Origin of the sequence: Rheinheimera pacifica, assembly GCF_024809855.1 — a bacterium.
GTDB classification, from domain to species: Bacteria; Pseudomonadota; Gammaproteobacteria; order Enterobacterales; family Alteromonadaceae; genus Alishewanella; species Alishewanella pacifica_A.
In genome coordinates, this window is record NZ_JANUEM010000009.1 from 1 (window position 1) to 24095 (window position 24095).

Sequence of the window (24095 nt, forward strand, 5' to 3'; positions counted from 1 at the left end):
GAGCAGGTTGAGCATTTTATGGATAACGCCGCGCCGTTTCCGGGAGGCGGTCATGGCTTGCAGCGGGTGTATCAGAGTTAGGATCAGTTATTTAGGCCCGTTGGCTCTAACCAGTTTAGGGCTGCCCGAACTCCCTGCTCCCCGATAAAGGCCACTGAGGCCACGATAAAATGCCCATAATTCCTGAGGGCTTAAAGTAGTGTATTTACCATCTTCTATACGATATTTCATCTTCACAGTCCTTTTAGTGATAATTATTTACAATAATGTCACTAAATTGTGTTTGATTGCAATGATAAATAGTATTAATGCAACAATGGTGGGCCATAGCATCATCTGCAATGTCACCAAATGCAGTTTTGAAAGGGCATGATTCAATATGGGAGCACGCTCAAGCCGCCTACTTAGGCCCCAACATTTTAAGCAACGTGCGATCTTTTAGCTTTAGGTGATGATAAAACGCGGCAGCTGCATGGCCGAGTATTAATAGCCATACCACGTAGGCTCCGCCTTGTTTATGAATAAAGTCCATCGGTGCTTCAAACTGCTCAAAGCTCAGGCCCATACCATTGGCTACCACAGTCTGAAATAACCAGGTGTCTGCAAACTTGGGGATATCGAACAGGAAAAAATATTCAGTGGCTACGCCGGTGCCCAGATAACCGGTTAACGGCATCACAATTAACACGCCATATAAAGCAATATGCCCCAGGTGCGCAGCTTTATGCATTAAAGCTGAACCTGGTTCGGGCTCAGGTTGCGGGTTAGTTAAACGCCAGTACACTCTTAATATCACCAACACCGCAATGGTTACACCAAAAGACAGATGCAGTTGCAGTGCTGTCCAGTTTTCCGGTGTGCGCGCTTCAGTAAACCACTGCCGGTAGTAAACGCTGATATATGCCAGTAAAAACAACAAGGCGGTTAGCCAGTGCAGCGCTCTGGCAACATAACCATAGTGAGAGGCCGAGTTTCTAAGCACGGGGTATCCTTTTAAAACGGGTATTGGCTGTTAGTGTGTTTAAAAGCATGGGGCAAATAAAACATATTTTATTGAAGAAAACGCTGTAAATTATCGAACCATGCAGCCAGGCTGTAACTTACAGTGCTTTGCTGTTACCCAGTAAAAAGGCCAGTGGCAGGTGTAAACGCTCTGCCCAGGCGTTTTCGCTGTGTTCGGCGCCGTCAAAGCGCAAGGTTTGCCAGTTGGTATCGTTGTAACCTTTGCTGGCGATAATGGCATCGGCCTGTGCCTGCAGCGGCGGGTACCAGGCATCCAGCGTGGCGGTGCCGTAGTCAAAATACAGTTTGTGCTTACCGGCTTCAGGCAATTTACTGCGCATATAGGCAAAAAACTGGGCCGGTACCGGGTTGTTGTGTTGCTCAAAGCTGCCGGGCCAATGGGTAGATAAACAAGCCGCACCGCCAAATACCTGTGGGTATTCGCTAATGGCATACAATGAAATTAACCCGCCCATGCTGGAGCCCATAATAAAAGTATTGGCGGCGTCGGTATGCACGGCGTAGCGGCTGTCGATATAGGGTTTGAGCTCCTGCACCAAAAACTTAAGGTAGTTATCTGAATACACCGGTTGTGTAAATAGCGAGGCCTGTTGCGCTGTGGCAGGTTGATATAACGCCTGCTGTTGCTCGGCAGTTAAAGCCATAAAGGGTTGCTGCGGAAAGTACTCACTGTGCCGGTGCGGCCCGGCGTTAAAAATGCCTACTACAATAAAAGGCCGGGTTTTACCCTCTGTTATCAGCCTGGCAGCGGTTTCATCTACCCGCCATTCCTGTTGGTTCCAGCTGTTGCTGCCGTCAAACAGCACCTGGCCGTCATGCATATACACTACGGCGTATTTTTTCTTGCCGTTGTAGCCTTCTGGCAGCCAGATGTCGATGTGGCGTGGGGGGACAAATTCAGAATGATAGTTTTCCAGCCGTTCTATACTGCCCGAGCTGACTTTGGGCAGCTTGGCAAAAGCAGAGCAACTTAAAATAAATAACAATAGCGCAAGAAGTTTCATAACGGCATAGCCGGCAGCGGTTAAAGGTAGCTTATTTTAGCCCAAAGCCACCAAACAACCTACTGCTGAAGATAACGCACAGAAGAAAAGCAGCCCGGTGTTTAAGCTTAGCCGGGCCGGAGTGGCTTAACGCGTCAGTTGTTGTTGCCATTTGGCCAGAGCGTCGAGTTGCTTACGCACCATGCCCTGTATTTTTTCATCGGTCAGATTACCATCGTTGTCAAAGCTGCCGGTAAAAGCATTGGCAAAGACTTCGGGTTGGTTTAGCGGATGCAAATTCACATACACACAAACCTGGCGCAGATGGTATTGCGCCCGGCTGGTGCCCATGCCGCCACCGGCGCCCATAATGGCGACAGGTTTGCCGCTTAACAACTGGTTGTCTGGCTCGCGTGAGGCCCAGTCAATGGCGTTTTTCAACGCCGGTGCCAGCGAGTAGTTATATTCAGGGCAGCCGAACAGCAAGGCATCGGCTTCGCCAATTTGTTTTAACAGCTGTTTTACTGCGGCGGGTTTTTCCGCCAGATCGGCATTGTAAAACGGTACTTCCTGCAGATCGGCCAGATGAATTTGCATACCGTCAGGCGCATGCGCCTGGGCGTAACGCAGTAGCCCGCGGTTAGTGGATTTCGCCCGTAAACTGCCGCAAATGGCCAGCACATTAATACTCATAATCAGCTCCGTAAGTAGGTGTTGTAGTTGTGTCGCTCAGGACCAGTGTAGCTTATGGTGGCATTGCCGTGCTTTAGTTCAAAAAAACTGAACATTGAGCCCAAATTATTCCGCTTTTGTCGCCGGGGTAGCAATTATAAGCTACACCCAACTTAAGACCTGAGCGGGAGAAAGACAATGTTTGACATACGTTATGCAGCAGATCGCGGTAAAGCTGATTTTGGCTGGTTGCAAAGCCGGCATACGTTTTCGTTTGGCAGTTACTATGATCCGGCGCAGATGGGATTTTCGGCGCTAAGGGTAATTAACGACGACAGAGTGGCACCCGGTGCCGGGTTTGACACCCATGGCCATAAAGATATGGAAATTTTAAGCCTGGTGCTGTCGGGCCAGATTGCGCATAAAGATTCGGCCGGTAACACCGAAGTGCTGCCTGCCGGCGAGTTTCAGCTGATGAGCGCCGGTAAAGGTATTTACCATAGTGAGTTTAATGCCAGTAAGCACGACGAGCTGACCTTTTTGCAAATATGGCTGCAACCAAACCAGTTTGGCGGTAAGCCGGGGTATCAGCAAAAAGACTTTGGCCAGAAGCCGGGCCTAACGCTGATATTATCGCCGGATGGCCGTGAAGGCAGTTTAACTGTACTGCAGGATGCGCAGCTGTATCAGCTGATTTTAGCAACAGCGGCACAACAACAGTTGGATATCGCGCCCGGCCGCAAAGTGTATATTCACCTGATCAGCGGTGAGCTGGACGTTGCCGGACATACACTGCAGCGCGGTGATGGTATTAAGGTAAGTGAGCAAACCGCATTGCAACTTACCGCCACCAGCGCTGCCAAGGCACTGATTTTTGACCTGCCTTAAGCCGCTAGGTAGTTGCCCTCCGGCCTGGCTTGCTTATTGTGTATTACCAGATAAGCAAGCCATATATTTTTAGTGTGGGCCTCTAACAATAACATGATGATGCTTATCCCTTTTGTATGGATTATTCAGCCGCTATACAGCCCAGGCAGCGCAATATCACCTTTTAGCACTGGTAAAGCGCTGTTGATTAGCTACTTTATATGCTGGCTGTCAACATTGCCCGATACATTAGGAACTTAGAATGTTAAAGCAGAGTTTGACGAGAAATTTAGTTAAAGGTTTGGCTGTTACGGCCGCAATACTACTGGCCGCCGGTTGCGACAATACCGCTAAACAAACAGTAAATAATGCTCCGCCGCAAAGTGTTACGCAACAGGCTGATACTACACATAATGCGCGTACCAGCTTGGATTGGGCCGGTACTTATCAGGGCATGTTGCCCTGTGCTGATTGTGAGGCGATCAATACCACAGTAACGTTAAATGCTGATGGCAGTTATCAGCTGGAACGGGTGTATGTAGGTAAATCAGTCAGGGTATTTACTGAACAGGGCATATTTAACTGGAGTGATATTGGTAGCACGGTGTTGTTGGAGGCGGAGCAACCTGTACAGTTTTTTGTTGCAGAAAATCAGTTGTTTATGCTTGATAAGCAAGGAAAACGTATCGAGGGGGACATGGCTGCACGCTATCGCCTGCAGAAACTCACGGAGTAAAACATGAAGTTTGGGCTGTTATTATTGTTGGCAGTATTAAGCATGGAAGGGGCAATAGCACAGCCAAAGACTGGGCAACTGATTATTCATCATCCCCAGTTGCCGCCTTTTATTTATCTTAACGGGCGCTCAGAGCAGGTTAGCGGTATTTTGCCTGAGTTGTTTGAGCCGTTTTTCCGCCAGCAAAAAATAAGCAGCCGCTATGTTTTCAATAACCCGTTGCGCGCCGAACAGGCGTTGTATCAGGGCGAAATTGACGCCATGTTTATTAATCCTCTCTGGTTAAGTCAGCCGGAAGCACTGATATTTTCAGATCCGGTACTCAGTTACAACGACTACCTGTTTAGTTTAAGGCCTGAAGATGCGGTAATGGATTTAACCACAGCGCGTCAATTGCGGATCTGTACCCGCGAGCATTATATATATCCCGAGCTTGAACCGTATTTTAGCCAGCAGGGTTTTATCAGGGTAGATGCCTCCAGCCAGGAAGCCCAGCTAAAAATGTTGCTGAATGAACGTTGTGACTTAGCCTACATGAACGACATTATTGCGCGCTGGTTAATGCAGCAGCAGTTGCAGCAAGCCACGTTGTATCCGTTGGAGCAGGGGTTAGCCAAAGCCAGCATCAGTTTATGCCTGCACCCTAAATGGCGTGCGTTATTACCGGCACTGAACCAGTTTATTTTGCAACAACAGCAAAGCGGCGCGGTGCAGCAGGCAGTATTACGCTACCTGCATTAGTCTACGGATACAGCAGGTAAGGCTGGCGTTGCTGTTTAAATTGCTGCAATGCGTTTTGCCAGCTGGCACGGATTTGCTGTTCGGTTTGCCCCTGTTCAATTTGCAGCCTTAACTGATCGGTGCCGGCCAGTTTGTCCATAAAGTTGGCAGAGGTAAAAAACACTTCGTTGTGTTGCTTAAATAAGGTATGCCACTGTAGCAAATACTGTAAATTCAGCCCTTGTGCTTTTACCTGGCGCAAATCTTCGCCGTGCAGCAGTTTGTCCATTAATGGCGGTGTTAATGCCGCACCTGGGGTAGATACCGGCATAAACTGAAAGCCGGCAGGACCAAACTTGTCATAACCAATTACCTGAAACGGAAATTCCGTGCCGCGGCCAACACTCAGTGGTGTGGCTTCAAAAAAGCCCAGTGATGGATACAGCGCTATGGCCTGATCATTGGGCAGGTTCGGGCTGGGCTTTACCGGTAACGAATAGTGCTGGCTGCGCTGATAACCGCTTAATGGCATTACGTGCAGTTGCAGTTTGTCGGCGTTAGCAATCCAGTGCTCGCCTTTAATCATTTGTGCCAGCTCGGCCACTGTCATACCGTGCAGCAGCGGAATAGGGTGCATGCCAACAAAAGACTGAAAGGCGCTATCCAGCACCGGGCCATCTATATAAGCACCATTCGGGTTGGGCCGGTCCAGTACCAGCATGGCTACGTTATGCTCGGCTGCAGCCTCCATCATATAGTGCATAGAACTGATATAGGTGTAATAACGCACACCAACGTCCTGAATATCAAAAATAACGATATCCAGCTGTTGCATCTGTTCTGCTGACGGCTTTTTACTGGCACCGTATAACGACAGCAACGGTAAACCGGTTTTGCTGTCGGTACTGTTTTTTACACTGGCACCGGCGTCGTAATCGCCGCGAAAGCCATGCTCAGGTGCAAAAATACTGACAATATTCACCTTATTGGCCAGCAGCACATCAACCAGATGCTGCCCGTCAACCAGCGAGGTCTGGTTTACCAGCACACCAACACGTTTGCCCTGTAGCAGCGGCAGGTACTGTTGCAACTGCCCGGCACCGGTTTGTAGCCCGGCTTCGGCCTGCTGCTGTGTATCAGAACGTTCTGTATCTGGCTGGCAGGCCAGCAAACAGCAGCTTAGCAGTAATAACAGTAGTGGTTTCATTGGGGAGTACCTTGCTGTAATACCTTACGGATAAAGCCATGTTGCTGCTGCAACTGCTGGCGGCAGTGTTCAATATCCTGCCCGCTGAGAATATGCAAAATGGCCAGTTTAGCGCTCATGTCGGCAGCTTTTAACGCTTCACGTGCTGTTTCTGGTGTGCAATCGGTGGCTTGCATAACTATACGTACTGCGCGTGCTACCAGTTTTTCGTTGCTGGCGTGCAAATCTACCATCAGGTTCTGATACACCTTACCGCTGCGGATCATAGCTGTAGTGGTGAGCATATTTAAAATCAGCTTTTGCGCCGTACCGGCTTTCATCCGGGTAGAACCGGTAACCACTTCCGGCCCGACTACAGCAGCAATACCGATATCTGCCGCACTTAGCACCGGTGCATTGGCATTACAGCTGATGGCGGCGGTAAAGCAGCCGATACTACGGGCATAGGCCAGGCCGCCCAGCACATAAGGTGTACGGCCACTGGCTGCTATGCCAATCAGAATATCGTTGGGCTGCAGGTTTATGCTTTGTAAATCTTCTACCGCCAGTTGCGGGTTGTCTTCTGCTCCTTCTACCGCTTTGTATACGGCGCCGTTACCACCGGCAATTAACGCTACTACCTGTGAAGATGGCACGCTGTAGGTTGGTGGGCATTCTACGGCATCAAGAATACCCAGCCGGCCACTGGTGCCCGCACCCAGGTACACCAGGCGGCCACCTGCATCAAAGGCTTCTACTATGCGATCAGCCACTGCTGCCACCTGTTCAAGGCAGCTGGTAATGCTTTGTGCCACGGTTTGATCTTCAGCGTTAATGCGTTTTACGATCTCCAGGCTCGACAACAAATCAATATCCCAACTATCGGGATTACGCGCCTCTGAGCTCATGGCATCCAGTTGTTGTAGTAAAGAGTCCTGTTGGTTATTTGTCATTGCCGTTTCCTGAAAGGGGTAAAGAGTGTGTTAGTTGTGTTGCAAGAATAAAAGCGCCATCCAGTGCGCTACCGCGTGGCGGTTGCAGCAAAGCGCGGCATTCTGTATTTAAAAGCGGGGCGGTAATATCAGCCAGGCCGCCTAACAAAACTACCGGTAGCTCAAATTGCTCACGGGCGCTCCAGAGTAGTTGGTGCACGGCTGAACTGTGGCGTTGTAGCAAGGTGTCGGCAACTTCACAGCGCCCGGCATAATTAAACACCAGTGGTGCCAATGCCGCATAATCATTCGGGCTGGCGGTTTTCAGCCAGGGCAGTAATACAGCAGCATCGTCACCAATTTGTTGTGCCACGGCCTGCAGCAGCGGGCTTTGCACACCGGCCAGGCTGTCTACCTGCCATAGCAGTTCGCGTACTGCTTGTTTTCCTAGCCAGGCACCACCGCCTTCGTCACCAATATTAAAACCCCAGCCTCCAACCTGTTGTTCAGCGCCATCGCCCAACAGGCGCATAGCAACCGAACCGGTACCCAGTGCTACTACCAGTACCGGCTGGCCCAGGTTAGCGCCATAAAGAGAGGTTTTAGCGTCGGTTGTCAGTAAAAAACTGGCATAGTGCCGGGCCAGTTGCTGGCAAGCCTGCTGATGTTGCTGCGGGTTACCTGCACCAGCCAGCCCTAGTACCGCCACCACTTGCTGGCTGCTGATACCGGCTTGCTGGCACAGGCTGGCACTGAGTAAATTAATATTACTCAGTGCCAGCGAAAAATCGTTTGTCAGTGAGGCCGGGCCGGCCTGTTGCTGCCAGTGCTGGCCGGTGCTGGTATTGGTCAGGCGGGCCAGTGTTTTACTGCCGCCACCATCAACTGCCAAAATCCACATTAGTTAACTCCCTCCATGGCAACGTCTTTTTCTTCAGTTGGCTTACCGGCCAGACACACTAATGTTGCCACCAGAGTACCGATACACAGCTGCCAGGTAAAGCCTAAGTCCAGTGCAGCCAGTTGCGGGCTAAGTTGTTGCAGAATATAAGGTTGTAGTAGCAGCGTTACGCAAAATCCGGTTAACAGTGCTGCGGTAACAGAGTAACGGTTGCCGCGTTTGCTAAATAAGGCGGTAAAAAATACTCCCAGCAAGCCACTGTATGAAAACACCATTACACTAAGGGCAAACGCCAGTAGTGGCATATCCGAATACTGCTGCCAGTAAAAACATAAAATAGCCATGGCCGACAGCGTAATAGCAGTAAACAGCATACCCAACTGACCGGCGCGGACAAAATGCCGGTCTTTGGTATCGGGCTGGCGCTTTAACCGCCAGGGTTTGTACATGTCGGCTACCAGCACTGATGACATAGAATTTAAGCCCGAGGTAATAGTAGATAACGCCGCAGCTATTACACCAACTACTACCAGACCGCGCAGGCCAGACGGCATTTCATTTAATACGTAATACATAAATACGGTAACTTTTTCCCCGCCGAAGCTGTCAGCAAAACCTTGCGCTGGCTGGTATAAATCTGGGCGCTGATAAAAGATATATAACAAAAAGCCAATCAGAATAAACACCAGCATAATGGGGATCACCATCAGTGCTGAGCTTAGTAGTGCTTTGGCACCGGCTTTGCTGTCTTTACAGGTGAGCACACGTTGCGTCATGTCCTGATCTAAGCCAAAAGCGGCGATATTCAGCAAAATAAAACCGGTTAATGCTGACCACATATTAAAAACACCCGCTGAGCTGACATCAAAACGCCAGTCAAACAGTAATAATTTAGAGGGCCCGCCCTCTGCCGGTGAGCTAAGTGCCTGTGTCAGGGTGGGTAGATCCAGCCCAATGCTTTGGTACAGGTAGCCCAGCACCAGCAGCGCAGCCAGCACATAAACGCCACATTGCAATGCATCGGTATAAATAACTGAACGAATGCCTCCGGCAACAGTGCAGGCCAGGCCAATTAATGCCAGTAATACTACGGCAGCCAGTACACTACCTGCCTGAATGTCGTTAAACAGCAGCATGGCTACGGCAATGGCAGCCATATAAAGCCGTGCGCCGCTGGCAAACACCCGGCCAAATAAATACATTTTACCGGCGTGATCTTTGGCACTGGCACCAAAGCGTTGCTCTAACAGTTCGTACACCGTGGTAACTTTAAGCTGGTAATAGCGCGGCAGTAAAAACTTAATCACGATATAGGTAGCAATAAGGGCGCCAATATTAGTGGCGATATAGCTTAAGTTGCCACGAAAGCCCATATCAGGGCCGCCAAGAAAGGTGGCCGCCGATTGCGAAGTGGCCAGCACCGACAGTGCTACCACCCATACCGGCATGCTGTTCGCTGCCAAAAAGTAGTCATTACTGTTACCGGCTTTCTGCCGGTTTACATACCAGCCCGTCAGTGCCAGTATGACGAAGTAACCAAAAAATACCGTCCAGTCCAGTAAAGTCAGTTGCATGCACAGCTCTTAACAGAGAAAAAGTACTTAACCATACCATAATGTATAGTAGGTGGGTAAAGTATTCATTTAAATTTTACTTGAATGAATAATTTATTTTTGTTGTACTGCCTGCAGCTTTTGCCAAAATAACAGGATATCGCCGTGGTTGTTTTATCTCTTGGGAACTCTATGTCATGTTTGACCCGCGCTTCATTACTGCTGCTCAGCGCCTGCAGCTTTACTCTGTCGGCTGCTGCTATGCCGGTTAAATCTGCAACGCCTGCTGCCAGTGTAAAACAAATGCTGGGGCAAAAACTGATGCTGGACCTGCGCTACTATTGCGAACAAGCGCCGATAAATGGCCAGTGCCGCACACCGATGACAAAACTGCCGCCTGAACTGGCCACGCTGGTACGTGATTACGATATCGGCGGCGTGATCCTGTTTGCAGAAAACCTGGCCGGTGTCGCCCAAACCGTGCAGCTGAACCGTGATTTACAAAGCGCGGCAGCGGCATCAAAACTTAAATTACCGCTATTTATCGGTATCGATCAGGAAGGCGGCCGGGTTGCCCGCCTGCCACGCAGTTTAGCCACATCTTTTGCCGGTAATATGGCAATAGGTGCAACGTATGCAGAACACGGCACTAAGTTTGCCACTGAAGCAGGTAAAGTGCTGGCCGATGAATTACTGGCACTGGGTATTAATGTTAACTTTGCCCCGACAATAGATGTTAACGTTAATCCGCAAAACCCGGTGATTAACGTGCGGGCTTTTGGCGAAAACCCACAGCAAGTTGCTGAACTGGGTAATGCTATGACCAGTGCCATGCAACAGCGCGGCATGATCGCAGCGCTAAAGCATTTCCCCGGCCACGGCGATACGGAAGTAGACAGCCATTTAGGCTTACCACGGGTAGAGCACAGCAGCGAGCAAATCCGCCAGGTAGATTTATACCCGTTTGCACACATTATTAAGCAGCAAACCCCGGGTATGATTATGACAGCGCATATTCAGTTTCCGGCGTTGGACAGTAGCACCTTTGTTTCGAAAAATGGCGAAGAAATGCTTAAACCCGCTACGCTGTCGCGCACCATTTTACATGACGTACTGCGTCAGGAAATGGGCTACAAAGGCGTGATAGTGACTGACGCACTGGATATGGCCGGGATCAGCAAGTTTTTTACCCACACCGAAGCAGTAGTGCAAACCTTTGCTGCCGGTGCCGATATCGCTCTGATGCCGGTAAAGCTGCAACACCCCAGCGAGCTAACCGCGCTGGCAGCGCTGCTTAACGAGCTTGAGGCTGCGGTAAACAAAGGTGCTATTGCTAAAACAGAACTGGCCGAATCTTATCAGCGCATTGTCGCATTAAAGCAGCAGTATCCTTTATTACCGGCGGTGAAATCGGCGGCAGAACAAACCAAACTGGCCGGCAAACTGCTGGGTAGTGCTGCACACCGGCAAAGCGAGCTGGCACTGGCCAAAGCCGCGATAACCCAGGTAAAACCGGCTTCGTCTTACTGGCCGTTTAAACTTAGTGATACCAAAAAACTGTTACTGATTATGCCGGACCAAACTAAGGCTAAGGCCCTGGCCGCCGCGCTGCAGCATTACAGCAAAGATCATTTCGTGATTGACAGCATTAGCTTGCAGCAAACCGACCTGAGCAAAGCCAGTGCACAAATTAGTGCGGCTGATTTGGTAATAAGCGGTTTTATTGCCCCTATGCAAAGCCTGGCTGATATTGGCGGTATGGATGATTTAACCGGCATTGCCAATATTGCTGCCGCTTACGAGCGCCAGAGCCTGCAATTTGAGACGTTACTGCCGCAGATCACAGCGAAGAAAAAACCGCACGTGTTTTTAAGTATGCGTGCACCCTATGATATCAGCCGTTATGGCCAGTATGCCGATGTAGTGCTGGCAAGCTATGCCTATAACACGTCAGAACAGCCAACTGCTATGGGCGCCGGTAATGCGGTGTATGAAGCGCTGGCGCAAGCTTTACTTGGGCAGTACCGTTTAACCGGTAAGCTGCCGGTTACTGTTAGCGGGTATTAAAACTATGTTTAACTGGTATCAGCGTTACGCCGAAGCAATACTTTCTGTGTTACCGCCAAAGCGCCTGCTGGCGCTGGACGCGCTGCGCGGCCTGACAATTACTGCCATGATACTGGTTAACAACCCCGGCAGTTGGAGCCATGTGTACAGCCCGTTGCTGCATGCACAGTGGCACGGCTGGACAGTAACAGATCTAATCTTCCCGTTTTTTATTGTTATTGTTGGTATGTCGCTGCAATTAAGCCTGCAGCGGCAAAACAGCAGTGGCAATATTGCAGTGATAAAACATGCCGCAGTGCGCAGCATAAAGCTGTTTGCGCTGGGGTTGTTTTTAGCGCTGTTTTATTACAATTTCCGCGATCCGGCGTACAACTATATTGAGCAGAAACTGCTTACGCTGCGCTGGCTTGGGGTATTGCAGCGCATTGGCCTGGTGTACTTTTTTACCGTGCTTATTGTGCTGTATTGCGGCACCCGTGGCCGCATTGGCTGGCTGTTAGGGCTGTGTGCCTTATATCTGGCGGGCATGTTGTATCTGCCATATCAGGATGCGCACGGCAATCAGTTCCGTGGTTTATTGGAATTTGGCAACAGTTTTGCTGCCTGGCTGGATCATGTGGTGCTGGGCGCCAGCCATGTTTATTACCGCAGTGCCACGCCATTTGCTTTTGATCCGGAAGGGCTTTGGTCTACCTTACCGGCAATCAGCAGTTGTCTGACCGGAGTGTTAATGGCGCAGTATCTGCAAAGCGAGCGCACGCTGGTGCAGAAAATTCGTGGCTTATTATTATTTGGCGTAGTGGCAGTATGGCTGGCCGAACTGTGGCATATGGGCCTGCCAATTAATAAAAGCTTGTGGACCCCCAGCTTTGTACTGTTAAGCAGTGGTTATTGCGCTATCGCACTGGCAGCATGCCTGTGGTTATGTGATGTTAAACGCTGGCGGCTATGGAGCGCGCCTTTTGTGGTGTTTGGTGCCAACGCTATTTTGTTTTTTATGTTTGCCGGTGTGGCAGCACGCATACTGATGATGGTGTCTGTCGGCGATACCTCTTTACACGGCTGGTTATTCAGCGCTGTGTATCAGCCATTGTTTGGCGATTACAACGGCTCACTGGCTTTTGCGCTGAGCTTTTTGTTGCTTTCCTACCTGTTAATGCACTGGTGTTATAAACGCGGTTATATCTTTAAAGTTTAAGTAGGCGATGGCGGTTTTTTCTGCTGCGTGCCAGCTTGTAATTTTTGGTGTAACCGGTTACAGTTATTTCTGTTGTGGATAAAAAGTATGCTGATCAACAGAGTTAGCAACCACCAATGCCAATAAAATCAACAGGGAAAAACACCGCCATGCCTATCAGCATCCGACTTAAATTGTCGCTCATGATGTTTCTGCAGTTTTTTATCTGGGGCGCCTGGTTTGTTACCATGGGCACCTATCTGTCACAGCGTTTTTCTGCCTCTGGTGCGCAAATGGGCATGGCGTATGAAACGCAGTCTATCGGTGCTATTATCGCGCCTTTTATTATCGGCCTGATTGCCGATCGCTACTTTGCAGCACAGAAAATTCTGGCGCTGTTGCATCTGGTAGGGGCGGCCTTGCTGTTTAGTGCAGCCTATAGCGGCAGTTTTAGCAGCTTTTACCCCTATATTCTGTTGTATATGGTGGTGTATATGCCAACGCTGGCGCTGGTTAATGCCATTAGCTTTCGCCAGTTGGCAGAACAAACCGCGCAGTTTGCCCATATCCGTGTGTTAGGCACTGTCGGCTGGATCACTGCCGGTTTGTTAATTGGCTGGTTTGGCTGGGAAAGCAGCCAGAACTTGCAGTTCACTTTTATGCTGGCCGCCGGCGCGTCTTTGGCGCTTGGCGTGTTTAGCCTGACTCTGCCCGATACTCCACCACAGGCCTCGCAGCAGCGGCCTACTATAAAGCAATTGTTGGGGCTGGATGCACTGGCATTGCTGAAAGATCGCGCTTACCTGGTGTTTTTTCTGGCCTCGGTGCTGATCTGTATTCCGCTGGCGTTTTATTATCAGAATGCCAATCTGTATCTGAACGATTTGGGCATCAGCGGCGCCGCTGCAAAAATGTCGCTGGGGCAAATGTCTGAAATTGCCTTTATGTTACTGCTACCGTTATTTTTACGCCGTTATGGCATTAAAGCCACCTTATTGGTGGGCATGCTGGCCTGGGTACTACGCTATGTGCTGTTTGCCTATGGTAACAGCGGCGAGCAATTGTGGATGTTGTTTTTTGGTATTTTGCTGCACGGTATTTGTTATGACTTTTTCTTTGTCAGCGGCCAGATTTACACCGAACAAAAAGCCGGCCGTGAGATAAAAGCAGCAGCGCAGGGCCTGATCACGCTGGCAACCTATGGTGTGGGTATGTTGCTGGGGTTCCGTCTGGCCGGTTACATCACCGATTTGCATCACCTGGACAGCGGTTACCAGTGGTGGCAAATCTGGTTAATTCCGGCTGGTATAGCGGCGTTGGTATTAATGGTATTTGTATTAAGCTTTCCAAAGCAGCGCCGGTTACCAGTGTAACCGCAGCGGTGTTGCTACAGTAAAACAGTGTAGGGTTTTTCGGTGTTGTAACCGGTTTCAAGGGGTGTTAATGGCGCAGACAAAAGTCAGAATGGCGATGGTTGGTGGCGGCGAGGGGGCTTTTATCGGGGCTATACACCGTATTGCAGCCCGGCTGGATAACCAGATAGAGCTGGTAGCAGGCTGCTTTAGCAGTAAGGCTGAACGCAGCGCTGCTATGGCGGCACAGTTGGGTATCAGCAGTGCGCGTTGCTATGATTCCTACCAGCAGTTGTTTGCTGCTGAAGCCCTGTTACCGCCGGAGCAACGGATAGAGTTTGTTACTATAGTGACACCGAATCATCTGCATTTTCCGGTGGCAAAGGCAGCCTTGCAGGCCGGTTTTCATGTGTTGTCAGATAAACCTGCAACCTTGTCATTAGACGAGGCACTGCAGCTACAGGCGCTGGTGCAGCAAACGGGCCTGCATTATGGTTTAACCCACACTTATGCCGCTTACCCAATGGCGCTGCAAGCCAGATTATTAGTGCAGCAGGGCAATTTAGGTGCGGTGCGTCGCGTTGCTGTAAGCTATCCGCAGGGCTGGCTGGCAAATAAGGCCGATAGCGATGGCAGTGCCCAGGCGCAGTGGCGCTTAGATCCGGCCCGCTCGGGTGTCAGTGGTTGCTTTGCTGATATTGGCACCCATGCTTTTCAACTGGCGGAGTTTATCAGCGCGCTTGAAGTAACAGAGTTGTGCGCTGATCTGGTAACCGTGATAGACGGTCGCCAACTGGATGATGATGGCAGCGCTTTGCTACGTTTTAGTAATGGTGCCCGCGGTACTTTGCTGGCCAGCCAGGTATGTGCCGGCATGGGCAATGGTTTACAAATTAGTGTGTATGGCGAGCTGGGTTCACTCAGTTGGCAACAGGAGCAGCCGGATCAACTGATAGTACAAATGCACGGCCAGCCGAAGCAAACCTGGCAGGCGGGTACTGACAAAGCCTACCTGGCACCGCAGGTACGGGCTTGCTGCCGTACTCCGGCGGGGCATCCTGAGGGCTATCTGGAGGCTTTTGCTAATATTTATCGTGACTTTGCGCTGGCATTACGCCAACCCACAACCGGCAACCTTGCAGCAGGTATTGAGCAGGCGGTGCGCGGCATGGCCTTTGTACAGGCTGCTGTGGTAAGCAGCAGGCAAAATGCTACCTGGGTAAGCATAGCCGGGCAATACACTTTTACGGGATAATAAATGTATGCTGACAAGCAAAATTAAAGGGCCTGCGATATTTCTGGCGCAGTATCTGCCACCTGCCGGTGAGGCCTGTACATTAGAGTCATTATTACGCTGGGCAGCGGAACAGGGATACAAAGGCGTACAGTTGCCAACCTGGGATAAACGTATTTTTGATTTAGAGCAAGCTGCACAAAGTCAGCAATATTGCGATCAGCTGCTGGCATTATGCCAGCGTTATCAGTTGCATATTACCGAGTTGTCGACCCATTTGCAGGGCCAGTTAATGGCTGTGCACCCGGCATACAATGAGCTGTATCAGGGCTTTGCCCCGGAGCACGCGAAAACCGAAGCGCAGAAGCAACAATGGGCTACTGAGCAATTGTTACTGGCGGCGCAGGCGTCAAAACGGTTGGGCCTTAACTGCCATGTTACTTTCTCCGGCGCTTTGCTGTGGCATACTGTGTACCCGTGGCCACAGCGCCCGGCCGGGCTGGTAGAGCAGGGCTTTGCCGAACTGGCGCAGCGCTGGTTGCCGGTGCTGGATGCTTTTGATGCAGCCGACATAGATGTATGTTATGAGCTGCACCCGGGTGAAGATTTACACGATGGCTTATCATTTGAGCGCTTTCTTAACGCTACAGGGCAGCACCCACGCGCCTGTATTTTGTATGATCCCAGCCATTTTCTGCTGCAGCAGATGGACTACCTGCAATTTATTGATTTTTATCATCAGCGCATCCGGGCGTTTCATGTTAAAGATGCTGAGTTTCGCCCTTCCGGTAAAGCGGGTGTTTACGGTGGCTACAGCAGCTGGCTGGACCGGCCGGGCCGGTTTCGCTCGCTTGGCGATGGCCAGATAGATTTCAGCGCTATTTTCAGCAAACTGACACAATACGGCTATACCGGCTGGGCAGTACTGGAGTGGGAATGCTGTTTAAAACACCCGCAACAAGGTGCGGCAGAAGGTGCTCCTTTTATTGCCAAGCAGCTGATTTGCGTGGCCGAGCGGCCCTTTGATGATTTTGCCGGTGGTGCTACCGATGCCGATCGTAACCGGCGAATTTTGGGTTTAAGTGACTAAGGCTGCCATATAGCCGTGCAGGCGGTGCATAACTGCACCGCTGTAAAAACAGACAAAAAATAACCAATCTGGCTTGACAAAATTCTGAGCCGGATTTAACTTAAATGATGTAACCGGTTTCATTGGCAGTGATCGCAGAATCACGCCAACACAATAATTATAACGAGCGGTACCGGCCAGCAACAGCGCTGGCCACAACAAGGGGAGCGTCAACGTGATCAGAGTTAACTCGGATGCGTTTTGTCGTACAGTAGTGTTCAGCCTGCTGTTAATGGCAGCTGTTACCGGCTGTAAACCTGCACCAACTACCTCCGAAAGCAGCGGTGTTGCTAGTACTGATAAAATCACTGCAGAAGTATCCGGCGGCTGGCAATGGCTATTTAATGGCGAGTCTGCCGAAGCCTGGACAAGCAAGAGTGGTGAACCGATTGGCGAGCAGTGGCAAATTATCGACAATGCACTGGTGCTTACTGCAGCTGGCGGCGGGGATATTGTCAGCAAACAAAGCTTTACCGATTTTGAGCTGGAACTGGAATGGCAAATTGCCGCATCCGGCAACAGTGGTATCTTCTACAAGGTTAACAGCGCAGGTTGGTCCGGTGGTTTAGAGTACCAGCTACTGGATGATGATAATTATCCCGGCCATGACAACCCTATTCATTTTACTGCTTCATTATTTGATATTTACGCACCGCAAGTTGATGCCCATTTACCGGCCGGTAGCTGGAATCATACCCGGATTGTAGTGCGCCACCCGCAGGTTGAGCACTGGCTTAATGGCAAGCTGGTGCTGCAGTTTGAGTTAGGCTCCGCCGACTGGCAGCAGCGTGCTGCCAACAGCAAATTTGCCCCTAAGAGAGTGCTTGGCGCCAACGAGCCGGGGCATATTATGCTGCAAGACCATAATGACAAAATAGCTTTTCGTCAGATCCGGATCCGGGCCTTATAACAGGAGCATGTTATGGCTATTAACCGCCGCCATTTTTTATCTCGGGCTTTTGCCGGGGCTGCTGTTGCAGGCTTTGCCAGCCAGTTGCCGCTAAGCTGGCCGTTGTTTGCTGCCAGCCCGGTGCAGCCAAAAATTTCGCTGGCCCAGTGGTCACTGCACCGCCAGTTACGTTCCGGTCAGTTAAAGGTACTGGATTTTGCTGTAAAAACCCGCCGCGATTTTCAACTCGGCGCAGTGGAATACGTAAATCAGTTTTTTGCCGACAAGGCGCAGGATAAAACTTTCTTACGCCAGCTAAAACAGCGTGCCGATGACAGCGGTGTCAGCAGTTTACTGATTATGGTAGACGCTGAAGGCGATCTGGCCGCTATAGATGCAAAGCAGCGCCAGCAGGCGGCAGAAAATCACTATAAGTGGGTTGAAGCTGCAGCATTTTTAGGCTGCCACGCTATCCGCGTCAGCATTGCAGATAACGCCAAAACCGACGCAGTAAAGATGCAACAGGCAGCAGTATTGGGCCTGCAACAACTGGCGCAGTTTGCTGCACCCTTTGGCATCAGCATTATTGTTGAAAATCATATGGGCCATTCTATGGATGCCAACTGGCTTGCTGCGGTATTACAGCAGGCCGGTAATATTGGCAGCCTGCCGGACTTTGGTAACTTTAGCGGTGACAAATACCTTGGCACGCAACTGCTGCTGCCGTTTGCCAAAGGCATCAGTGCTAAAAGCTATACCTTTGATGAAAACGGCGCTGAGAGCAGTATCGACTATCAGCGCATGTGGCAATTAATCCAAAGCTCAGGCTACCAGGGCTATATCGGTATTGAGTATGAAGGTGAAAGTGCTGACGAAGATACTGGGATCCGTGCAACACGCGATTTACTGCTGGCGGTAGCCAATTACACCGGGCGTTGAGGTTAAATTTAAAGCCCGGTTTTTTGCCTGTTGATGTAACCGGTTACAAATTGGTGTTCAAGTGAGTAGTTCCAGGCCGGCAGGCCGTGAGGAGCCAGGCGGCATAATTATTATAACAAAGCACATTAGTGCAACGTGTGCAGACGAGGAGAGCGCAAGATGTCAGGAGCATCCGGACAACAGGAATATGATGTTATCGTAGTCGGCTCGGGGGCCGGCGGCGGTATGTCAGCATTAATATTAAGTATTGCCGGTTTAAAGGTGTTAATGCTTGAAGCCGGACGGCATTACGATCCGGTAACAGAAACGCCGATGTTTAACCTGCCCAAAGAGGCACCGTTGCGCGGTGCCAGCACACCAGACAAACCTTTTGGTTTTTATGACGCCACCATTGATGGTGGCTGGCAGGTGCCGGGTGAACCTTATACCCAGGCCAGCCGTGAGCCACAGCAACGTTTTGACTGGTGGCGGGCGCGTATGCTGGGCGGGCGCACTAACCACTGGGGCCGCATTTCACTGCGTAACGGCGAGTATGACTTTAAGCCTTACAGCCGCGATGGCCAGGGCTTTGACTGGCCGATAAGCTATGCCGATTTAGCCCCTTACTACGATAAAACCGAAATGTTAATTGGTGTGTACGGTGACACCGGCCACGGCCTGGAAAACACGCCAGACTCACCTGAAGGCATTTTACAACCTGCCCCCAAGCCACGTGCTTATGAGTTATTGGCGAAAAAATCCTGTGATGAGCTGAATATACCGGTGATCCCGGCGCATCTGGCCATTTTGAGCCAGCGTCAGGACCATACCCGGTTGCCGGCAAAGCTGTTTCCTAACAGTGAACTGGGGCAAAAAGTGGTAGCCGGTTCTATGCAATCCCGTGCGGCTTGTTTCTGGGCTACACCTTGCGGCCGTGGCTGCTCTATTAAAGCCAATTTCCAGTCTACTACGGTGTTAATTCCACCGGCACTGGCCACCGGCAATCTGACCGTTATTACTGATGCGATGGTGCGCGAAGTCACGCTGAATAAGGCCGGTAAAGCAGATGGCGTAATTTATATCGATAAAAACAGCCGTCAAGAAGTAAAAGTTAAAGGCCGTGCCGTTGTGGTGGCGGCCAGTGCAGCCGAAACGGCGCGGATTTTTCTTAACTCGCGCAGCCCGCTGTTTCCGGATGGTATTGCCAACAGCTCCGGCCTGGTGGGTAAGTATCTGATGGATACTGTTGGGGCAGGTGTCGGCGGGCAAATTCCGGCGCTGGAAAACCTGCCGCCGATGAATGAAGACGGTTCATCCGGTATGCACCTGTACCAGCCGTGGTGGCTATACAAGCAGCAAAAAGCCGGCAAGCTGAATTTTGCCCGTGGGTATCACATTGAAATGAGCGGTGGCCGTGGCATGCCGGGAGCCGGTGCTTTTGGCGGCCTGCAAAGCTTTACTGAAGGTGCTTACGGTGCCGGTTTTAAACAAGCGTGCCGGCGCTATTACGGCACCTTTGTGCACTTTGATGGCCGTGGCGAAATGATCCCGAACGAAAACAGCTATGCCGAACTGGATCCGACAGTGGTAGACCAGTGGGGGATACCGGTACTGAAGTTTCACTGGCAGTGGTCAGAGCATGAGATAAATCAGGCGGCGCATATGCAAAAGACCTTCGCCGACATTATTACCGGTATGGGCGGCAAGGTAACCAGCAATATAGAAACCGACGGCCGCAAAGCCATTATGAACGGCGGCTCTATTATTCATGAAGTGGGCGGCACCATTATGGGCGCCGACCGTAAGAAATCGGTGTTGAATCAGTATTGTCAGGCCTGGGACGTACCCAACCTGTTTGTTGCTGATGGCGCACCTTTTGCGTCCAACGCTGATAAAAACCCCACTCTGACTATTATGGCGCTGGCCTGGCGCACCAGTGATTACATTGTTGAGCAGTTCAAGCAAAGGAATATCTGATATGGCAGATCATAACGACAACAGCAGCACCAACTTAAAACGGCGGGATGCCTTAAAGTTGCTGGCAACAGCCGCCGTAGCCGTGCCGGTACTGGGCATGGCGGGCCATGCTGCGGCGGTAACGGCCAAAACTAAAGGGGCAGAGCTGATTTACCGGCCTACCGATCCGGATATGCTCAAGCCGGTAGTACCCTGGTCAATGACACTGACTCAGGCTGAACTGGACGATCTGGCCGTACTGGCTGACATTATTATTCCGGCCGATGCACAGTCGCCTTCTGCGGCCAGCCTGGGCGCGCAGCACTTTATTAATGAATGGGTGAGTGCGCCTTATCCGCAACAAAAAGCCGATCTTGTGCTGGTACGCGGTGGCCTGCTCTGGTTAAACGGCGAAGCAAAGAAACGTTTTGGTAAGGCATTCGCCCAACTCAGTACGGCTGAGCAACGGCAAATTTGTGACGATATTTGTTTTGAGCCCAAAGCGGCTGCCAACTTAAAACACGGTGCCCGTTTCTTTGCCAAAGTACGCGATTTAACTGCCACAGCTTTTTACACCACTGAACCGGGTATGGCCGACATCGGCTATATCGGCAATAAACCTATGGCCAGTTTCGACGGCCCGTCTGATGAGGTGCTGCGCAAACTGAAACTAAAAAGTTAAACCAAAGCCCCTGGTTAAGCGGGCAGCTAAATAGTGACGCAAGTGAAAACAGGGTTCTGACTGCGTTTAGGCGGTAAGAGAAACTCATAGCTCAGAACAACATTTAAAACTAAAAAAATGAGAGCAACACACTATGTACAGCAAAAACATGTACAACAAAACGGGGAATATCACGCAGCCTGTAAAGCTGCACAAACACCGGCTGGCACAGGCAGTAAGCCTGAGCCTGCTATTAACGGCCGGCTGCAATACAGCACTGGCGCAGCAAGCTGAGCCAGTGGCAGAAACCAAGACTGAAGCCGAAGTTGAGGTAGTGCAGGTTCGGGGTATCCGTGCCAGTATGGCCGAGAATATGGCGATAAAACGCTTGTCCAGCGCGGTGGTAGATGCCATTACCGCTGAGGACATCGGTAAGTTTCCGGATAAAAACGTTGCTGATTCACTGCAGCGCGTGCCGGGTGTGGTGATCCAGCGTGACGGCGGCGAGGGTTCAACCGTTAGTATCCGTGGTTTATCGTCTGATCTTACGTTTACCCAGTTAAACGGCAACTTTATTGCATCGTCACCCGGCGAACCGTCACGTTCTTTTGACTATACCCTGTTGCCGTCGGCGATGATCCAAACCGTTGAAGTATTTAAATCGCCGGAAGCCCGGCTGGATGCCGGTGGGGTTGGCGGTACTGTACTGTTACATACACGCAAGCCGTTTGAGATGGATGCTAATTCCGGCGTACTAAACATTGAATCAACCTATGCTGATGTTACCGACAAACACGAACCGCAATTTACCGGTGTGTATTCGTGGAAAAATGATGCTGAAAGCCTGGGCCTGTTGGTGGGATATACCCGGCAAAACCGTACCAGCCGTGTGTTGTCGGGCGGTACCGATTCAAGCATCTGGCGTTGGAGCGGTGTGGCGGATACAGCGGTAGATGTTAACGGCAACCCGGTAGACAACAACAACAACTGGGCAGCACTGACCGATGCTCAGGGTAATGTTTACAATGGTGTTTGGTTTCCACAGGTAGCGCGTGTTGGTGTTACCAAGGAAGAGCGCGAGCGTGAGGGTTTGCAGCTTACCGGGCAATGGCGCCCTACCGACCGGCTGGAGCTGGGGTTTAACTATTTTGGTTTTACTCTGGGCCAGGACAGAACCCGTTCAGTGGTGTCGATGCCGGAGTGGTCATTAAACCCTAATTTTCTTACCGGTGTAACACTGGATGCTTCCGGCACTATTATTACTGGCATGGACTATACCGTCGGCGCCGGTGGGGCCGAGAATGATTTGCAGTTTCCCTGGATGAATGGCAGCTATGTCAGGGAAGAGTCTACCTCAGATACTTTCGATTTTAACTTCAGTTACGAGGGTGACAGTTACCGCTTGAAGCTGGTTGCCGGTAACACTAAAGCTAAAGGCGGACCAACAGAAAGCTGGGATGTCGCGTATAAAAGTTCAAACTGGGGTGAAAACCAGCCGTTTATTGAAAATGCTGCACAGTATGCTGGCTGGTCAACGGGTGACCGTATGTCAATGTATATGGACCCTAATACCTTAACCAACCTGCTAAGCGGTGTCGGCGGTGGCCGGGATCCGGGTTCATCTAATTCCAGCTTTGTGCGCAGTACGCTGGAAGAGCGCTACTATCAGCTGGACCTTGATTTTGATATCGACTGGGGTATTTTTACGCTGGTTCGTACCGGCTTAAAATTCCGGGATGCCAAATTACACCGCGAAACCGGCAATAACTTTTTTCTGGCTCCCGACTTTGATGTTGAAGGTGCACTGGCCAGTGGCCGGGGTATAGATCAGTTTGACAGCTACCAGTGGAATGGCGGTATGCCACTGGCAAAAGACGTACTAAAAACAAATGGCGAAGGCAATATTGCCGGTGGCTTTAATATTAACCTGATGCCGGTGATCGACTGGGATAAATACCGTGACATTATTTTAAGCAACTACAAACCCTATACCCGGATTGAAGATAATTTTGTTTACAACATCCGTGAGCAAAGTGAAGCATTCTATCTGCAGGGCGATTTTAGCTTTGGTGATTTCCGCGGTAATACCGGTGTGCGGGTAGTAAAAACCAAAACCACCGGCGAGTCGACCGATTTATACACCTACTTTCTTGATCATACCGACGATGTAACCGGTTTACCTGTAACCGGCGACGCCCGTTTTGTCGAAAACTGGCAACTGATCTCGCAAACCACTGAAGAAACCTATGTGTTACCCAGCCTGAACCTGGTATGGGATGCCGGTGATAATCTGGTAGTGCGTGGTGCGCTGGCAAAAGTGATGTCGCCCCCCGGCTACAGCGATTTGGGTAGTCAGGAGCGTATCAGCTTTATATCAGATGAATGGGCTAAAGACCGCGAGGCTTTTAACACCCAGCCAGGTTTTAGCGGCAGTGGCGGCAATAAAAACCTTAAGCCGTTTGAATCTGTGCAGGCCGATCTGTCAATAGAGTACTACTACGGCACCGGCTCGGCGGTGGGGATGGCACTGTTTTATAAAGACGTTGATAACTTTGTGGTGCCGCTGATCATTGACTCGGTGCGCGATTTTGCCGGCGAGCCGGGTGTGGTTGAACCGGGCCAGATCACTATCAGCCCTTACAGCACTGTAGGTAATGGTACAAACGCCAAGTCGCAGGGGGTTGAGCTGTTTATCCAGCATGCTTTTGCCAACGGCTTTGGCCTTAATGCCAACTATACCTACAACAAAACTAATCAGGCAGATGTGAATGTTGATGGTGAAAAATTTGGTGAATCGCCTTTAGTGGGCAGTGCCAAGTACCAGTACAACCTGTCGGCGTTTTATGAGACAGACGATTACAGTATCCGGGCGTCTTATAACAAACGTGGCGAAACGGTACTGGGCATTAACAGTGGTTTAAACGTATATCAGGACCCTTATGATCAGGTGGATGTGAATGCCACCTACGCCCTGACAGAGAGCTGGCTGCTAAGTGCATCGGTTATAAACCTGACAAAATCTGAATCAACATCCAGGTTAGGTAACGACACCGACGCACGCTTTTTAAACAATAGCTACTCTGGCCGGCGCTATTATGCCGGTATTACGTTTAATTTCTGAACCATGCACACAAAGAGG

20 protein-coding genes are annotated in these 24095 nt (G+C 50.6%); 13 read left to right on the plus strand and 7 right to left on the minus strand.

From position 1 onward, the window contains the following. Window positions 1-400: 400 nt before the first annotated feature. From M2404_RS12420 to M2404_RS12430, 3 genes are all read right to left on the minus strand, one after another. Window positions 401-982, minus strand: a complete 582-nt coding sequence (locus tag M2404_RS12420; protein WP_259240062.1) for a cytochrome b — start codon at window positions 980-982, stop codon at window positions 401-403. Window positions 983-1100: 118 nt separating this feature from the next. Beyond that, entirely contained in the window at window positions 1101-2027 is a 927-nt protein-coding gene (locus M2404_RS12425; RefSeq protein WP_259240063.1) for an alpha/beta hydrolase, read from the minus strand. Window positions 2028-2153: 126 nt separating this feature from the next. Further along, window positions 2154-2699 carry an NADPH-dependent FMN reductase gene (locus M2404_RS12430; RefSeq protein WP_259240064.1) on the minus strand — a complete coding sequence of 182 codons (546 nt, stop codon included), beginning with the start codon at window positions 2697-2699 and terminating at the stop codon, window positions 2154-2156. A gap of 177 nt (window positions 2700-2876) precedes the next feature. On the opposite strand from M2404_RS12430, the gene M2404_RS12435 reads away from it, so the two are divergent. The 3 genes from M2404_RS12435 (at window position 2877) to M2404_RS12445 (ending at window position 5022) form a co-directional block, all read left to right on the plus strand. After that, on the plus strand, window positions 2877-3566 hold the full coding sequence (locus M2404_RS12435) for a pirin family protein (RefSeq protein ID WP_259240066.1): 690 nt from the start codon (window positions 2877-2879) through the stop codon (window positions 3564-3566). 241 nt (window positions 3567-3807) lie between these two features. Next, window positions 3808-4281 (plus strand): copper resistance protein NlpE, encoded by a 474-nt coding sequence (locus M2404_RS12440; protein ID WP_259240067.1) that lies wholly within the window; start codon window positions 3808-3810, stop codon window positions 4279-4281. Between the two features lie 3 nt (window positions 4282-4284). After that, entirely contained in the window at window positions 4285-5022 is a 738-nt protein-coding gene (locus M2404_RS12445; RefSeq protein ID WP_259240068.1) for a substrate-binding periplasmic protein, read from the plus strand. A gap of 1 nt (window position 5023) precedes the next feature. On the opposite strand, the gene M2404_RS12450 is transcribed toward M2404_RS12445, so the two are convergent. The 4 genes from M2404_RS12450 to M2404_RS12465 are packed head-to-tail and all read right to left on the minus strand — an operon-like array spanning window position 5024 to window position 9594. Then, window positions 5024-6208 carry an exo-beta-N-acetylmuramidase NamZ family protein gene (locus M2404_RS12450; RefSeq protein ID WP_259240069.1) on the minus strand — a complete coding sequence of 395 codons (1185 nt, stop codon included), beginning with the start codon at window positions 6206-6208 and terminating at the stop codon, window positions 5024-5026. Then, window positions 6205-7140 (minus strand): N-acetylmuramic acid 6-phosphate etherase, encoded by a 936-nt coding sequence (murQ, locus tag M2404_RS12455; RefSeq protein ID WP_259240070.1) that lies wholly within the window; start codon window positions 7138-7140, stop codon window positions 6205-6207. Before murQ ends, M2404_RS12450 begins: the two co-directional genes overlap by 4 nt. Beyond that, on the minus strand, window positions 7130-8020 hold the full coding sequence (locus tag M2404_RS12460; RefSeq protein ID WP_259240072.1) for a glucosamine kinase nucleotide-binding domain-containing protein: 891 nt from the start codon (window positions 8018-8020) through the stop codon (window positions 7130-7132). The genes murQ and M2404_RS12460 overlap by 11 nt, the downstream gene beginning before the upstream one ends. Continuing rightward, window positions 8020-9594, minus strand: coding sequence for a sodium:solute symporter (locus M2404_RS12465; RefSeq protein WP_259240074.1), 1575 nt, complete (start codon window positions 9592-9594; stop codon window positions 8020-8022). The genes M2404_RS12460 and M2404_RS12465 overlap by 1 nt, the downstream gene beginning before the upstream one ends. Before the next feature lie 171 nt (window positions 9595-9765). Here M2404_RS12465 and nagZ point away from each other — a divergent pair, with 171 nt between their 5' ends. The 10 genes from nagZ (at window position 9766) to M2404_RS12515 (ending at window position 24077) form a co-directional block, all read left to right on the plus strand. Beyond that, window positions 9766-11640 carry a beta-N-acetylhexosaminidase gene (nagZ, locus tag M2404_RS12470; protein ID WP_259240076.1) on the plus strand — a complete coding sequence of 625 codons (1875 nt, stop codon included), beginning with the start codon at window positions 9766-9768 and terminating at the stop codon, window positions 11638-11640. Between the two features lie 4 nt (window positions 11641-11644). Beyond that, window positions 11645-12838 (plus strand): acyltransferase family protein, encoded by a 1194-nt coding sequence (locus M2404_RS12475; RefSeq protein ID WP_259240077.1) that lies wholly within the window; start codon window positions 11645-11647, stop codon window positions 12836-12838. 116 nt (window positions 12839-12954) lie between these two features. After that, window positions 12955-14190, plus strand: a complete 1236-nt coding sequence (locus tag M2404_RS12480) for a nucleoside permease (protein WP_259240078.1) — start codon at window positions 12955-12957, stop codon at window positions 14188-14190. 70 nt (window positions 14191-14260) lie between these two features. Continuing rightward, window positions 14261-15424 (plus strand): Gfo/Idh/MocA family protein, encoded by a 1164-nt coding sequence (locus M2404_RS12485; RefSeq protein WP_259240080.1) that lies wholly within the window; start codon window positions 14261-14263, stop codon window positions 15422-15424. A 7-nt stretch (window positions 15425-15431) separates the two neighbouring features. Continuing rightward, window positions 15432-16493, plus strand: a complete 1062-nt coding sequence (locus tag M2404_RS12490; protein ID WP_259240081.1) for a sugar phosphate isomerase/epimerase family protein — start codon at window positions 15432-15434, stop codon at window positions 16491-16493. Window positions 16494-16707: 214 nt separating this feature from the next. Further along, a complete protein-coding gene (locus M2404_RS12495; protein ID WP_259240082.1) occupies window positions 16708-17442 on the plus strand; it encodes a 3-keto-disaccharide hydrolase in 735 nt (244 codons plus the stop codon). Window positions 17443-17454: 12 nt separating this feature from the next. Further along, window positions 17455-18360: a sugar phosphate isomerase/epimerase family protein gene (locus tag M2404_RS12500; RefSeq protein ID WP_259240083.1), complete on the plus strand. Its 906-nt coding sequence runs from the start codon at window positions 17455-17457 to the stop codon at window positions 18358-18360. A 159-nt stretch (window positions 18361-18519) separates the two neighbouring features. After that, entirely contained in the window at window positions 18520-20316 is a 1797-nt protein-coding gene (locus tag M2404_RS12505) for a GMC oxidoreductase (RefSeq protein WP_259240084.1), read from the plus strand. 1 nt (window position 20317) lies between these two features. Next, window positions 20318-20977, plus strand: coding sequence for a gluconate 2-dehydrogenase subunit 3 family protein (locus M2404_RS12510; RefSeq protein WP_259240085.1), 660 nt, complete (start codon window positions 20318-20320; stop codon window positions 20975-20977). A gap of 133 nt (window positions 20978-21110) precedes the next feature. Continuing rightward, window positions 21111-24077, plus strand: a complete 2967-nt coding sequence (locus M2404_RS12515; protein WP_259240086.1) for a TonB-dependent receptor — start codon at window positions 21111-21113, stop codon at window positions 24075-24077. The last annotated feature ends 18 nt before the right edge of the window (window positions 24078-24095 follow it).

Coding starts and splice junctions, on each gene's coding strand:
- M2404_RS12430 (WP_259240064.1), bottom strand. CDS start 2,699: ATGAGTATTAATGTGCTGGCCATTTGCGGCAGTTTACGGGCGAAATCC.
- M2404_RS12515 (WP_259240086.1), top strand. CDS start 21,111: ATGTACAGCAAAAACATGTACAACAAAACGGGGAATATCACGCAGCCT.
- M2404_RS12460 (WP_259240072.1), bottom strand. CDS start 8,020: ATGTGGATTTTGGCAGTTGATGGTGGCGGCAGTAAAACACTGGCCCGC.
- M2404_RS12435 (WP_259240066.1), top strand. CDS start 2,877: ATGTTTGACATACGTTATGCAGCAGATCGCGGTAAAGCTGATTTTGGC.
- M2404_RS12475 (WP_259240077.1), top strand. CDS start 11,645: ATGTTTAACTGGTATCAGCGTTACGCCGAAGCAATACTTTCTGTGTTA.
- M2404_RS12505 (WP_259240084.1), top strand. CDS start 18,520: ATGTCAGGAGCATCCGGACAACAGGAATATGATGTTATCGTAGTCGGC.
- M2404_RS12500 (WP_259240083.1), top strand. CDS start 17,455: ATGGCTATTAACCGCCGCCATTTTTTATCTCGGGCTTTTGCCGGGGCT.
- murQ (WP_259240070.1), bottom strand. CDS start 7,140: ATGACAAATAACCAACAGGACTCTTTACTACAACAACTGGATGCCATG.
- M2404_RS12445 (WP_259240068.1), top strand. CDS start 4,285: ATGAAGTTTGGGCTGTTATTATTGTTGGCAGTATTAAGCATGGAAGGG.
- M2404_RS12465 (WP_259240074.1), bottom strand. CDS start 9,594: ATGCAACTGACTTTACTGGACTGGACGGTATTTTTTGGTTACTTCGTC.
- M2404_RS12510 (WP_259240085.1), top strand. CDS start 20,318: ATGGCAGATCATAACGACAACAGCAGCACCAACTTAAAACGGCGGGAT.
- M2404_RS12450 (WP_259240069.1), bottom strand. CDS start 6,208: ATGAAACCACTACTGTTATTACTGCTAAGCTGCTGTTTGCTGGCCTGC.
- M2404_RS12425 (WP_259240063.1), bottom strand. CDS start 2,027: ATGAAACTTCTTGCGCTATTGTTATTTATTTTAAGTTGCTCTGCTTTT.
- M2404_RS12480 (WP_259240078.1), top strand. CDS start 12,955: ATGCCAATAAAATCAACAGGGAAAAACACCGCCATGCCTATCAGCATC.
- M2404_RS12485 (WP_259240080.1), top strand. CDS start 14,261: ATGGCGCAGACAAAAGTCAGAATGGCGATGGTTGGTGGCGGCGAGGGG.
- nagZ (WP_259240076.1), top strand. CDS start 9,766: ATGTCATGTTTGACCCGCGCTTCATTACTGCTGCTCAGCGCCTGCAGC.
- M2404_RS12490 (WP_259240081.1), top strand. CDS start 15,432: ATGCTGACAAGCAAAATTAAAGGGCCTGCGATATTTCTGGCGCAGTAT.
- M2404_RS12440 (WP_259240067.1), top strand. CDS start 3,808: ATGTTAAAGCAGAGTTTGACGAGAAATTTAGTTAAAGGTTTGGCTGTT.